12 protein-coding genes are annotated in these 12,361 nt (G+C 65.2%); 6 read left to right on the top strand and 6 right to left on the bottom strand.

Going from position 1 to position 12,361, the window contains the following annotated elements; genetic code table 11:
- Window positions 1-147: 147 nt before the first annotated feature.
- Both mutM and mutY read left to right on the top strand, forming a co-directional pair.
- On the top strand, window positions 148-969 hold the full coding sequence (gene mutM / locus Q0319_RS04215; RefSeq protein ID WP_296468421.1) for a bifunctional DNA-formamidopyrimidine glycosylase/DNA-(apurinic or apyrimidinic site) lyase: 822 nt from the start codon (window positions 148-150) through the stop codon (window positions 967-969).
- Between the two features lie 21 nt (window positions 970-990).
- Window positions 991-2,070 (top strand): A/G-specific adenine glycosylase, encoded by a 1,080-nt coding sequence (mutY, locus tag Q0319_RS04220; protein WP_299451180.1) that lies wholly within the window; start codon window positions 991-993, stop codon window positions 2,068-2,070.
- Here mutY and Q0319_RS04225 read toward each other — a convergent pair.
- Entirely contained in the window at window positions 2,067-2,882 is an 816-nt protein-coding gene (locus tag Q0319_RS04225; protein ID WP_299451183.1) for a helix-turn-helix domain-containing protein, read from the bottom strand. The genes mutY and Q0319_RS04225 overlap by 4 nt on opposite strands.
- A gap of 340 nt (window positions 2,883-3,222) precedes the next feature.
- Between Q0319_RS04225 and Q0319_RS04230 the strand changes: the two genes are divergently transcribed.
- Together Q0319_RS04230 and Q0319_RS04235 are read left to right on the top strand one after the other, a co-directional pair.
- The gene (locus tag Q0319_RS04230) at window positions 3,223-4,170 is read left to right on the top strand and encodes a tripartite tricarboxylate transporter substrate-binding protein (RefSeq protein ID WP_299451185.1); all 948 of its coding nucleotides are present in this window, start codon (window positions 3,223-3,225) and stop codon (window positions 4,168-4,170) included.
- 23 nt (window positions 4,171-4,193) lie between these two features.
- A complete protein-coding gene (locus tag Q0319_RS04235; protein WP_299451188.1) occupies window positions 4,194-4,523 on the top strand; it encodes an NIPSNAP family protein in 330 nt (109 codons plus the stop codon).
- Window positions 4,524-4,546: 23 nt separating this feature from the next.
- On the opposite strand, the gene rodA is transcribed toward Q0319_RS04235, so the two are convergent.
- The 5 genes from rodA to Q0319_RS04260 all read right to left on the bottom strand — a co-directional run bounded on the left by rodA (window position 4,547) and on the right by Q0319_RS04260 (window position 10,307).
- A complete protein-coding gene (gene rodA / locus Q0319_RS04240; RefSeq protein ID WP_299451303.1) occupies window positions 4,547-5,665 on the bottom strand; it encodes a rod shape-determining protein RodA in 1,119 nt (372 codons plus the stop codon).
- A 40-nt stretch (window positions 5,666-5,705) separates the two neighbouring features.
- On the bottom strand, window positions 5,706-7,607 hold the full coding sequence (gene mrdA / locus Q0319_RS04245) for a penicillin-binding protein 2 (protein WP_299451190.1): 1,902 nt from the start codon (window positions 7,605-7,607) through the stop codon (window positions 5,706-5,708).
- A gap of 63 nt (window positions 7,608-7,670) precedes the next feature.
- Complete coding sequence (gene mreD / locus Q0319_RS04250) at window positions 7,671-8,213, bottom strand: rod shape-determining protein MreD (protein WP_296468580.1); 543 nt, start codon at window positions 8,211-8,213, stop codon at window positions 7,671-7,673.
- A complete protein-coding gene (gene mreC / locus Q0319_RS04255) occupies window positions 8,210-9,157 on the bottom strand; it encodes a rod shape-determining protein MreC (protein ID WP_296468578.1) in 948 nt (315 codons plus the stop codon). The genes mreD and mreC overlap by 4 nt, the downstream gene beginning before the upstream one ends.
- Window positions 9,158-9,263: 106 nt before the next feature.
- Entirely contained in the window at window positions 9,264-10,307 is a 1,044-nt protein-coding gene (locus Q0319_RS04260; RefSeq protein ID WP_296468576.1) for a rod shape-determining protein, read from the bottom strand.
- Between the two features lie 210 nt (window positions 10,308-10,517).
- Between Q0319_RS04260 and gatC the strand changes: the two genes are divergently transcribed.
- Window positions 10,518-10,826 carry an Asp-tRNA(Asn)/Glu-tRNA(Gln) amidotransferase subunit GatC gene (gatC, locus tag Q0319_RS04265; RefSeq protein ID WP_296468574.1) on the top strand — a complete coding sequence of 103 codons (309 nt, stop codon included), beginning with the start codon at window positions 10,518-10,520 and terminating at the stop codon, window positions 10,824-10,826.
- A gap of 4 nt (window positions 10,827-10,830) precedes the next feature.
- Window positions 10,831-12,360, top strand: coding sequence for an Asp-tRNA(Asn)/Glu-tRNA(Gln) amidotransferase subunit GatA (gene gatA, locus Q0319_RS04270; RefSeq protein ID WP_296468573.1), 1,530 nt, complete (start codon window positions 10,831-10,833; stop codon window positions 12,358-12,360).
- Window position 12,361 lies beyond the last annotated feature (1 nt).

Here is a 12,361-nt window from a genome sequence, read left to right on the forward strand (position 1 = left end):
CGTCCATATTTGGAGATGTTAGCACTGCGATTGTCGCCACACGTTACGCGGCCCTGGCGGCGGGCGGCGCGGATACGCCGGTTCATAGGCTTTATTCATCGGACTGCCGGCCGCGCCGACAGTTCACCGCGCGTTGCAGCAACCACCATGCCCGAGCTTCCCGAAGTCGAAACCACCCGCCGGGGCATCGCGCCCACGGTAGAAGGCCACGTGCTGCGCCGGCTCGTCGTACGAGAGCCCCGGCTGCGCTGGCCGATTCCCGACCACCTCCCGGCGCTGCTGGAAGGACGCACGATTCTATCCACGGGGCGCCGCGGCAAATATCTCCTGGTGCAATTCGAGCACGGCTGGCTCATCGTCCACCTGGGCATGTCAGGCTCGTTGCGACACGTGCCCCCGGCCGAGCCGCCGCGCAAGCACGATCACGTCGACTGGGTGTTCGATCATGCAGTCCTGCGCCTGCACGACCCGCGGCGCTTCGGCGCCGTGCTGTGGCATCCCGCCGAGTCCGGTCCCGTCGAAGAACATCCCCTGCTGGCAAACCTGGGAATAGAACCATTCGACCCACGCTTCGACGGGAGCTGGCTATTCCGCCACACGCGGCGCCGCAGTGCCTCCATCAAGCAAGCCCTGCTCATGGGAGACATCGTCGTGGGGGTGGGCAACATCTACGCCTCCGAGAGCCTGTTCCGGGCTGGCATCCATCCCAACACCCCCGCGCGACGCATCTCGGCCGCCCGTTATGAGAAACTGGCGGCCGCCGTGCGGGCAACGCTGGAAGACGCCCTGCGAGCTGGCGGCAGTTCGCTGCGCGATTACGTGGGCGCCCAAGGGGAATCGGGCTACTTCCAGATCGATGCTCGCGTCTACGACCGCGCCGGACAACCCTGCCGCGCGTGCACAACCCCCATCCGACGGCTGGTGCAAGGGCAACGGGCCACCTATTACTGCCCCCGGTGCCAGCGCTAGCCCGACCCCGCGAACCGAAGCATGAAAACGATCCCGCCCTTTGCGCGACGGGTAGCCGAATGGCAGCGCGCCCACGGGCGCAATACCCTTCCCTGGCAGAACACGCACGACCCTTACCGAATCTGGCTGTCGGAGATCATGCTCCAACAAACCCAGGTCGCCACCGTCATTCCCTATTACGAACGCTTCCTGGCCCGGTTCCCCACCGTCGCGGACCTCGCCGCCGCGGACGAAGGGACGGTCATGGCACTGTGGGCTGGCCTCGGCTACTACACGCGGGCGCGCAACCTGCACGCCTGCGCGCGTCGCATCATGGCAGACTGGAACGGACGTTTTCCGCCCACGGCGGCGCAGATCGAGACACTGCCCGGCATCGGCCGGTCTACCGCCGCAGCCATCGCAGCCTTCGCCTACGGGGAACGCAGCCCCATCCTCGACGGCAACGTCAAACGCGTATTCGCCCGGCACTTCGGGATCGAAGGCGACCCAACCACGCGCGCCGTGGAACAGCGGATGTGGGGCATCGCCCAGGGCGAGCTGCCGCCCGACGGCCCCGATGCAGCGGACGAAATGCGCCGCTACACCCAAGGCCTGATGGACCTCGGCGCCACCGTCTGTACCCGCGGCGACCCGAATTGCGGCCAGTGCCCCGTGCGAGATACCTGCGTCGCGCTTCGTGAGGCGCGGCAACACGAATTACCCACCCCTAGGGTGCGCAAAGCCTCGCCGGAGCGGTACACCCAGATGCTGGTGATCGAAAAGGCCGGCGAAGTCTTGGTACAGCGCCGCCCCGCCCCCGGAATCTGGGGCGGCCTGTGGAGCCTGCCCGAGTTCGACGACGGCGATGCCGACACCGCGTGCCGTGCGCTCGGCGTCGGCCCGATCGAGATCGTGTGCCTGCCAGCCTTCTCGCACGCCTTCACGCATTTCAAGCTGCACGTCGTGCCTTGGCACGTCAAGGCGGGCCCGGTGAGGCTGAAGGATGACGCCGGTGAGCCTCCCCGGATCTGGCTGCCGACGTCCGACCTGGCCGGCGCGGCGCTGCCGGCGCCAGTCAAGAAACTGCTGCAAGGCTTGTACCGACGGGGTGGGTTGTTCTAGCGACCGCTCCCCGCGCCGTCCCGCCCGGCCTCGACGAACGCCTGTGCGATCGAGTCTGCGGCCGCGGATAGGTCATGCAGGCACTCGCGCTCGATTTCGGGGCCCAGCAGCTCGCCGGGAAACGCACGCGCCAGGCTGCCGATCACTTTCTTTTCCCCGGGCAGGAAGATGGGTACCGCGACGCCCGCCAGGTTGGGGGAGATCTGGCTCCGGCTGGTCGCGTAACCGCTGCGCCGTATCGCCGCCATGGTGTGGCGGAACTCATCCCAGGTGCGGCCCAAGCCGGCCTTGGCGATCTCCTCGGCGCTGCGCAGGTACGTCTGGCGTATGCGATGCGGCCTAAAGAAGGCCAGCATCGCCAGCGAAGCGGCACCGCGAAAGAGCGGGAATGCCGTTCCGCGCGAGCGGCGCACGGGGATGCGCTCACCTTTGTGTTCGAGCGTGTCCGGCCCTTCCTTGTAAATGCACAGCACCTTGTCCCGGTAGAGGTTGTGCAAGAGCAGTACGCTGTCGGGCCGGCGCATGGCAGGCAGCACCTGGCATCCGGCAAGGTAGAGCGGGTCGGTCATCACCAACAGCCGCTCGAGTTCGACGATGCGCGGCCCAAGCGCGTACATCCCACCCGAAGAAGGTGCCAGCAGTCCGGCGTCGCACAACTCCTTGACGTAGCGATAGGCCGTGGAGCGGGTATAGCCGAGGCGCGCCATGACGTCCTCGATGCGCAGCAGCGGATGCTCGACAGAAAGGAGTTCCAGCACTTCGAATGCGCGGCCCAGGGAGGACGTGGGACGGGCGATAGCGGGAGCGTTCACGGAGTCGAAACGGGCCAAGGCGTCTTTTTGCGGATTATACCGAGGGCCCTGCCGTGCATGTAATAAATCCCGTATTTTAGGATACTTTACAAATCCCAAAATACGAAATAACCTGGATGCAACCGGTGGAAAAACCGGACCGACCCACGCGCGCCGCAGGCGTTCCCCATTCCTCCTTCTACACCGCGGTCCCGCGCAGGTCCGGACCGCAAAGCAGTAAGTACCGCGCGGGCGCATGCCCCGCCGGACCACGCTTCCGGGGCTGAACGCGGCAACCCCGGACCAGGCGTCGTTACCGCGTCATGACAACGAACATGGCCCCGCCATGGAGGAGACATCGATGCAACGTGTACGCGCTTTACTGCTTTTCGTCCTATGCGCCGCGGCCGGCCCAGTCGCCGCCGCAGACGTGGTCAAGCTCGTGGTACCTTTCGCCGCCGGCGGCCCCGTCGACCAGGTGGCCCGCATCATTGCGCCCGGCCTCTCGACGGAGCTGGGGAAAAGCGTCGTGGTGGAGAACCGTGGCGGAGCGGGCGGCGTGGTAGGCGCCAATGCCGTCGCCAAGGCGCCTGCCGACGGTGCGACCTTGCTGGTGGCCACGTCGGGATATGTCATGTCGGCGGGCACGATGCCGCAATTGCCCTACGACCCCCGCAAAGACCTGGAGCCCATTGCCCTGATCGGCGAAGTCCAAACGCTGTTGGTAACCCGGCCGGATTTCGGCGTGCGCACGCTGCGGGAACTGGTCGACAAATCCAAGGCTGGCGCGCGGGTCAGCTACGGCTCGTCCGGCGTCGGCTCGACCATGCACATCGGCGGGGAAATGGTGAACGTCTACACCGGCTCCAAGATGCTGCACGTTCCCTATCGCGGCGCTGCGCCCGCCATCGCAGACCTGATGGCCGGACAGATCGATGCGCTGAACGCGGACGTGACCATCTTGGCGCCATACGTCCGGGAGAAGAAGCTGGTCGGGCTCGCGCTCTTCGACCGCCAACGATCCCAACAATTGCCCGCCGTGCCGACCTCGGCGGAAGAAGGTTTTCCGGACCTGCAAATGAGCAACGCCTACGGCATTCTCGCTCCCGCCGGCGTTCCCACCGCCACCAAACAGCAATTGGAACAAGCTATCCTGAAGGTAGTGCGCTCGCCTGGCGTCGTCGATCGTCTCGGGAACATGGGCCTGATCGGACCGATGAACAGTGCGGCGTTCGCGACCAAGCTGTCGCAGGACTTCGACCGCTGGATCCCTTTCCTGAAGAAGACCGGCATCCAGATCCAACCCTAGCCCAACGTCCGGAACGTCTACGCATGATCGTCGAACACCGCACCTACACGCTTCCCCACGGCACGATGGACGAATACCTGCAGCGCTACGAGCGGCATGGGCTGCCCGTACAGTTGCGGCATCTCGGCGGGCTGGTCGGCTTCTACGTAAGCGAGATCGGCCCGCTCAACCAAGTCGTCCACATCTGGGCGTACGCGAGCATGACCGACCGGGAAAAACGGCGGGCGCGGTTGGAGAGCGACCCGGATTGGATCGCTTTCAAGCAGATGAATCGGGGTTCGTTCGTCGCCCAGGAGGTGAAAATCATGTCGGTCGCGCCGTTCTCGCCGCAGCCCGCGCTGCCCCCGGGCTAGCCGGCCGGTCGAGCCCGGCTGCCTCAACTGGGGACCAAGGCCTTGTGCCGCTGTATCCCCATCAGGATGCCGGCGGCGCAACCCAGCGTGAGCAGGGCGGTACCGCCATAGCTCATGAACGGCAGGGGCACGCCCACCACCGGGAGGACTCCGCTCACCATGCCCATGTTGACGAACGCGTATACGAAAAACACCATGGTAAGCGACCCGGCGAGCAGGCGCGCGAACATCGTCGGCGCGCTCGATGCGATGCTCAGCCCGCGAAAGAGCAACAGCAGGTACAAGAGCAGCAACACCAGGTTGCCGACGAATCCAAACTCCTCGGCGTAGACGGCGAAAATGAAATCCGTCGTGCGCTCGGGAATGAAGTCGAGATGAGTCTGGGTACCTTGCATATAGCCCTTGCCCAGCATCCCACCCGAGCCTACGGCAATGGCCGACTGGATGGTGTGAAACCCTTTGCCAAGCGGATCAGAACTAGGATTGAGCAGCGTGCATACCCGGTGTTTCTGGTAGTCATGCAGGATGACCCAGTCGACGCCGTCGACGCACAACCGGTCCTCCAGCATCACCAGCGTGCCGATGGCGACCACGGTGACGACCGTGACGGGCACGAGCAGGCGAAACGACAGTCCCGCGAAAAACAGCACGAAAAACCCCGCGCCGAATACGAGCAGTGCAGTGCCGAGGTCCGGCTGCAGCACGATGAGCGCGAACGGCGCCAGCATGAGGATGGCCGCCACGATGAAATCGCGCACCCGCAGCGCGCCTTGGTGCCGGTGAAAATACCAAGCGAGCATCATCGGCACCGCGATCTTCATCATCTCGGAAGGCTGAATGCGAGTGAAACCCAGGTTCAGCCACCGCGTGGCGCCCTTGCTGGTTTCGCCCGCGACCTCCACGCCCATGAGCAGGGCCAGCCCCAGCAAATAAAACGGCACTGCCAGCCGCATCAGCGTATGCGGAGAGAGCTGCGCCAGCGCCCACATGGCCAGCAGGGCGACGCCATAGTTGCGGAGCTGGTCCGAGAACCGCCCATCGAAGCCGCCGGCCGCCGAATACATGGACATCAGGCCAACGCCGGCCAGCGCGAGCAGGATCAGCAAGAGCGGCCCGTCGAAAACGGAGAACGTGCGCGCCATGACAGTGCGCCAGGTCACGCGGTTGAACAGGTCCGGGCGATCAATCACCAGAAGCCTCCATGGATCGCGGCGCCTCGTCGGAAGGAGGATCGCCCGGGCGCTTGCCCAGCAGCCAGTAGTCGAACACCTGCCGGGCGATGGGCGCCGCCACGGTCGCACCCCAGCCCGCGTTCTCCACGATCAACGCCACGGCAATGCGAGGCTGCTCGAGTGGTGCGAAGGCCATGAACAAGGCGTGGTCACGCAAGCGCTCGTCCACCCGGTTGTGGTTGTAGCGTTCGCCACTGCGCAGGCTGTACACCTGCGCCGTACCCGTCTTGCCGGCAGCCACGTAGGGCGCGCCGGCAAACGCCCGCGCGGCCGTTCCGCTTTTGGTGACCGACGCCATGGCCTGCTTGATGAGCCGCACGTTCTCCGGGTTGAGCGGAATGCGGTAGCTCTCGCGGGGGACGGTCAGGGTCTGCTCCCCGGTGGCGCTGTCCTGCAGCGCCTTGACGAGGTGAGGTTTCATGTAAACACCGTCGTTGGCGAGCACCGAGGTCGCCTGGGCAAGCTGCAGCAGCGTGAAGGAGTTGTATCCTTGGCCGACCCCGATGGAGATGGTCTCTCCGGCATACCAGCGCTGTTGCTCGGGTTTGGAATACGCGCGCCGCTTCCAGGCCGTAGAAGGCAAGATACCCGTCTTCTCGCCGGCGAGATCGATGCCGGTGATCTGCCCGAAGCCGAAGGGCTTCATGAAATCGTGGATCGCATCGACGCCCAGGTCGGCCGCGAGCGCATAAAAATAGGTATCGGAGGACACCTCCAGCGCACGCTTCATGTCGATGTGGCCGTAGGCCCGCTCGCCGGCATTGCGATAGCGCCGGTTGCCGAACTCAAAGTAGCCCGGGTCGTACATGGTGCCGGTAAACGTGCGCTTGCCTAATTCCAGCCCCGCGAGCGCCATGAACGGCTTGTAGGTCGAGCCGATGGGATAAGTCCCGTACAACGGGCGGTTGATCAGCGGGCGGTCTGGCGATTCATTCAGCGCTTTCCAGCTCTCGACGTCGATGCCGTCCACGAAGAGGTTGGGATCGAACGACGGGCGAGAGACGAAGGCGAGGATGTCGCCGGTGGCGGGCTCGATCGCGACCAGCGCCCCACGGCGATCGCCGAATGCCGCCTCGGCGATCTTCTGCAGCTCCAGGTCGATGGACAAGATCAAATTCTTGCCCGGTACCGGCGGCGTGCGGGACAGGGTGCGCACCGGACGGCCGGTGGCCGTCACTTCCACCTCCTCCACGCCCGTCTTGCCGTGGAGCACCTCCTCGTAATACTTCTCCAGCCCTTCTTTGCCGATATAGTCCGTGCCGCGGTAGTTGGCAATCCGGCCCTCTTCTTCCAGCCGGGCGATGTCGCGCTGCGAGATCCGGCCGATGTAGCCGATCACGTGTGCGGCCGCCTCTCCTTGAGGATAGTGGCGCAGCAGGCGGGCGCGAATCTCCACGCCGGGAAAGCGATAGGCCTGCGCGGCGAAGCGGGCGACCTCTTCATCCGTGAGGCGGGTGCGGATGGGCAAGCTCTCGAAACGGCGAGACTCGGCCATCAGCTGCCGGAACCGGCGGCGGTCGCGGGCGTCGATCTGCACGATCTCGCTGAGCTGATCGATGGTTTCCTCGAGCTTGCTCACCTTGGACGGCGTGATTTCGAGCGTATAGGCGGAGTAATTGCGCGCCAACAGCGTCCCGTTGCGATCGACGACGATGCCCCGATGGGGTGTGATCGGCACGACCGAGATGCGATTCTGCTCGGCGCGCGCCGCGTAGGCGTCGTGATTGGCCACCTGCAGGAACCAAAAGCGCGAAGCCAACAAGCCGAAGCAGACGAACACGAACGCCCCCGCCACCACCAGGCGCAGGCGGAAGTGCTGGAGTTCGCGCTCAGTATCCTTGAGTTCGGTCATGGGTAACGGGAACCCGCCCCGCCGAAAGACGGGACGGGCGAGTGACGGTCGGCCTGCAGGACGTCAAATGGGCCTCGTGTCGTCCGGATCGATCGCCCGGCGCTGGGGCGCCTGCAGAATCCACCCGGCCAAAGGCCAGAGCAAGGCGGAGATGACGCTGCTCAGCGCCCACCACCATCCTGGCCAGCTATTGTCGAGCCAGCCGCGAATAGAGAATACCGTGAGTTCGGAAACGAAAAAAATCGGCAGGACGTGCAGGGCCTGGACCCAGGGCGAAAACCATGACAGCCGACGGTGGATGAGCAAGGCCAAATACACCATCAGCGTGTAGGCAAGCGCATGCTCACCCAACCGGGCGGAACCGTGGACGTCCATCAGGATGCCGAACAAGAACGCCGCGAGCATGCCCACTCGCCTGGGCTCGTGCACGCTCCAGAATACCAGGCAGATCGCGAGCAAGTCGGGGATGCCGCCCACCTGCCCCCAAGGGAGCAGGTTCAGCAGCCAGGCGAGGAACAAAGTCAGCCAAATGAAACGCGGCTCGACCGGCAACAACAGTTGCTCCGGGGGCACGCGTGAACGCGGCAAGGTGGACGGAACTTTCATCGGCGACGAGTACCGCGAGAAGCGACAGAAGACTGGGGCGTTTTCTCGGACGCGTTCTGCTCCGACACGGCTTTCCTGGGCGATTCGTCCTTGGCTCCGCCGGGAAGTTCCGACGTGATCGTCTGCAGCACCAGGAAGTGCCGATGGCGGTCCAGCCCCGCTATGGGCTTGCACAGAATGCGGGCAAACCCGGAACTGGCGTCGCGTTCGACCGACTCGACCACTGCCACGGGCAACCCCTCCGGATACACGCCGTCCAGGCCGCTCGTCACCAGGGTGTCGCCCACCTGGACGTCCGCATCGGCCGCCATGAACCGCAGGCCCAGCCGGCCGGGTATTTCGCCGCCCGAGGTAATGCCCCGCAGCCCGTTGCGCAACACCTGGATGGGGATAGACTGGACGCGATCGGTCAGCAAGGCCACTTCGGACGTCATCGGCAAGGTCCGCACGACCTGCCCGACCACGCCGCCGTCGTCGATCACCGGCATGCCGGCGAGCAGCCCGTGGGCGCTTCCCTTGTCGACGATCAGCCGGCGCGAAAACGGATCGCGCGATTCATACAGCACCTGGACCAGCACGGCAGGCGCCTGGACGCGCTCGCTCGCCCCGAGCAGGCGTCGCAGCTGCGCGTTTTCGGCGGCCAATTGGGCAGCCTGGGCGGTGATCTGCGCCATCTCGATGCGCTGGCGGCGCATCGCCTCGATTTCCTGCTGCACGCTGCTGTTGACTTCGAAAAACTCAGCCACGTACCGCACGCCCTCGCGCGGCAGCAGCATGACCCGCTGGAAGGGATAGAGCACCACGCCGATCGCCTCGCGCAGCGCGTCGAGCGCCCGCATCCTGGTGTCGACCACCAGCATGGCCAGGGAGAGGAGCACGAAGAACATCAGCCGGCTCCAGGCCGGCGGACCTTGTTTGAAAAACGACGGTGGACTGTGTTGCATGGAAGTCGGTGTCCAGCGTCCGATCCGGGACAGTTCCCTTCAGAAAAAAAACCGGGGCGTCTCGCTTCTAGCCGATTCGCCCCGTCGCCTTTAGACCCGATGAGGGTTACTCGTTGGTGAAAATGGCGCCCAGCTTGTCCATGCGCTCGAGAGCCTGCCCGCATCCGCGCACCACGCAAGTGAGCGGATCCTCGGCCACGAGGACGGGCAAACCGGTTTCTTCCTGCAGCAGCCGGTCCAGGTCGCGCAACAGCGCGCCGCCGCCGGTCAACATGATACCTTTTTCAGTGATGTCGGCCCCCAGCTCTGGCGGGGTCTGCTCCAAGGCAATCTTGACGGCCGAGACGATCTGGTTGAGCGGATCGGTCAGGGCCTCGAGGATCTCGTTCGACGAAACGGTGAAGCTGCGGGGGATGCCCTCGGACAGGTTGCGCCCCTTGACCTCCATCTCCTTGACCTCGGAGCCGGGAAACGCCGAACCGATGGCTTTCTTGATGAGTTCGGCCGTGGGCTCGCCGATCAGCATGCCGTAATTGCGGCGGATGTAGTTGACGATGGCCTCGTCGAACTTGTCCCCGCCGACGCGCACCGACCCCTTGTAAACCATCCCGCCCAGCGAGATGACCGCGACCTCGGTCGTGCCGCCCCCGATGTCCACCACCATGGACCCGCTGGCGTCCGAAACGGACAGCCCTGCCCCGATCGCCGCGGCCATGGGCTCTTCGATCAGGAAGACCTGGCTCGCGCCCGCGCCCAGCGCCGACTCCCGGATCGCCCGGCGCTCGACCTGCGTCGAGCCGCAGGGAACGCAGATGATGATGCGGGGACTGGGAGCGAACAGCCCCTTGGGATGGACCATGCGGATGAACTGCTTGAGCATCTGCTCGGTCACGGTGAAGTCGGCAATGACCCCGTCTTTCATCGGACGGATGGCTTCGATGTTGCCCGGCACGCGCCCCAGCATCTGCTTGGCTTCTTTGCCGACGGCCTGAATCGATTTCTTGCCACTTGGGCCGCCTTCCTGACGGATCGCCACCACCGAGGGTTCGTTCAACACGATGCCCTTGCTGCGGACGTAGATCAGCGTATTGGCGGTGCCAAGGTCGATCGCTAGATCGTTGGAGAAATAACTGCGCAGGAAACTGAACATCGGGATCTTTATTAGGAGAGCGGGGAGCGGTGGGCGGTCCGGTAAACGCAAAATGATAACTTATAATCCTGTTTTGATACCCCGAAACTGCATCAAAGTTCTGCATTAATCTCGAGTCTGCGAACTTCGAAGCGGTGTTACGACTACCCCGGCCGAAGCGCGCAAAAATGTAACTTTTTGCACTTTAGCGGCCTTTCCATCACACCTGCCATGGCGCTTACCGAAAACGACGTCACGCGCATCGCGCGGCTGGCCCGGCTGGAGCTCGCAAGCGACATCCAGGAGCGAGTCCTCAAAGACCTCAACGGCATCTTCGGCCTGATCGAACAGCTGCAGGCCGTGGACACCCAAGGCGTGGAACCGCTCACCCACCCCATCTCCGCCATCGAGGACGTGGCCTTGCGCCTGCGCGAGGACGAGGTCACCGAACCTGCCACGGAGGCATCGCGCGACGCGCTGCTGGCCAACGCCCCCGCCGTCCAGGACGGCCTTTTCCTGGTGCCCAAGGTCATCGAGTAAGCCCATGACATTGCCCCTGCATACCGAATTCGCGAGCATTGCCGAGCTGCGCAAGGCCTTGGACGAGCGGCGCGTCTCGGCTACCGAACTGGCACAAAGCGCGCTCGACGCCATTGCCGCCCGCCACGAGCTGAACGCCTTCCTGCATGTGGACGCCGACCTGACGCTGGCCCAGGCCCGCGCGGCCGACGCCGCCCTGGCCGAGGGTCGCGCCGCCCCGCTGACCGGCATCCCCATCGCCCACAAGGACGTCTTCGTGACGCGCGGCTGGCGCACCACGGCTGCCAGCGCCATGCTCAAGAATTACGTCAGCCCCTTCGACGCGACAGTGGTCGAACGCCTCGCCGCTGCAGGCGCCGTCACGCTGGGCAAGCTCAACTGCGACGAGTTCGCCATGGGTTCGTCCAACGAGAATTCGGCCTTCGGCCCGGTGCTCAACCCGTGGGATACCTCCGCGGTGCCGGGCGGCTCGTCGGGCGGCTCGGCGGCCGCCGTGGCGGCGGGCCTGGTGGTCGGCGCCACGGCAACCGACACCGGGGGATCCATCCGCCAGCCCTCGGCCCTGTGCGGCGTCAGCGGCATCAAGCCCACCTACGGCACTGTTTCCCGCTACGGGATGATCGCCTACGGGTCCAGCCTCGACCAGGGCGGCCCGATCGCGCGCCACGCCCGCGACCTGCTGGAACTGCTCGACCCCATCACGGGCTTCGACGAGCGCGACTCCACCAGCCTGGAACGCTGCGGTGGCGAACCCAACGCCCCGGGGCGCGTCCGGGCGGCCTTCGAGGCATTCTTGGCCGGCGCGAAGGGCGACAAACCCCTGGCTGGCCTGCGCATCGGGATCCCGCGCGAGTTCTTTGGCCCCGGCCTGGCCGACGACGTCCGCATGGCGATCGAGGCAGCACTCCAGCAATTCGAGACGCTGGGCGCCGAGCGCGTCGACATCTCGCTGCCGCGCACGGAGCTGTCCATCCCCGCCTACTACGTCATCGCCCCGGCCGAAGCCTCCAGCAACCTCTCGCGCTACGACGGCGTCCGCTACGGACACCGCGCCGCCCAGTACCAGGATTTGGCCGACATGACGAGCCGTTCGCGCGCGGAAGGCTTCGGGCTCGAAGTGCAGCGCCGCATCCTGATCGGCACCTACGTGCTGTCGCACGGCTATTACGACGCCTACTACCTGCAGGCGCAGAAAGTGCGCCGGCTGGTTGCCGAAGACTTCCAAAAGGCACTGCGCGGCCAATGCGACGTCATCATCGGCCCGGTATCGCCCACGGTCGCCTGGAACCTGGGCGAGAAGACGAATGATCCGGTGGCCATGTACCTGGCCGACATTTACACGCTGAGCCTGAACTTGGCAGGCCTGCCCGGGGTGTCCATCCCCTGCGGCTTCGGCCTGGGTCCGGTCCATGGCCGACGCCCCGTCGGCCTGCAGATCATCGGCAATTACTTCGACGAGGGGCGGCTGCTCGGCATCGCCGACATCTTCCAACAAGCCACCGACTGGCACGAACGCCGTCCCGGCAGCCTGTGAT

It is taken from the genome of uncultured Pigmentiphaga sp., from assembly GCF_937950555.1.
Lineage (GTDB): Bacteria > Pseudomonadota > Gammaproteobacteria > Burkholderiales > Burkholderiaceae_B > Pigmentiphaga.

Bases quoted from the DNA above. Each gene is read 5' to 3' on its own strand.
- mutM (WP_296468421.1), top strand. From the start codon at position 148: ATGCCCGAGCTTCCCGAAGTCGAAACCACCCGCCGGGGCATCGCGCCC.
- mutY (WP_299451180.1), top strand. From the start codon at position 991: ATGAAAACGATCCCGCCCTTTGCGCGACGGGTAGCCGAATGGCAGCGC.
- Q0319_RS04230 (WP_299451185.1), top strand. From the start codon at position 3,223: ATGCAACGTGTACGCGCTTTACTGCTTTTCGTCCTATGCGCCGCGGCC.
- Q0319_RS04235 (WP_299451188.1), top strand. From the start codon at position 4,194: ATGATCGTCGAACACCGCACCTACACGCTTCCCCACGGCACGATGGAC.
- rodA (WP_299451303.1), bottom strand. From the start codon at position 5,665: ATGGCGCGCACGTTCTCCGTTTTCGACGGGCCGCTCTTGCTGATCCTG.
- mrdA (WP_299451190.1), bottom strand. From the start codon at position 7,607: ATGACCGAACTCAAGGATACTGAGCGCGAACTCCAGCACTTCCGCCTG.
- mreD (WP_296468580.1), bottom strand. From the start codon at position 8,213: ATGAAAGTTCCGTCCACCTTGCCGCGTTCACGCGTGCCCCCGGAGCAA.
- mreC (WP_296468578.1), bottom strand. From the start codon at position 9,157: ATGCAACACAGTCCACCGTCGTTTTTCAAACAAGGTCCGCCGGCCTGG.
- Q0319_RS04260 (WP_296468576.1), bottom strand. From the start codon at position 10,307: ATGTTCAGTTTCCTGCGCAGTTATTTCTCCAACGATCTAGCGATCGAC.
- gatC (WP_296468574.1), top strand. From the start codon at position 10,518: ATGGCGCTTACCGAAAACGACGTCACGCGCATCGCGCGGCTGGCCCGG.
- gatA (WP_296468573.1), top strand. From the start codon at position 10,831: ATGACATTGCCCCTGCATACCGAATTCGCGAGCATTGCCGAGCTGCGC.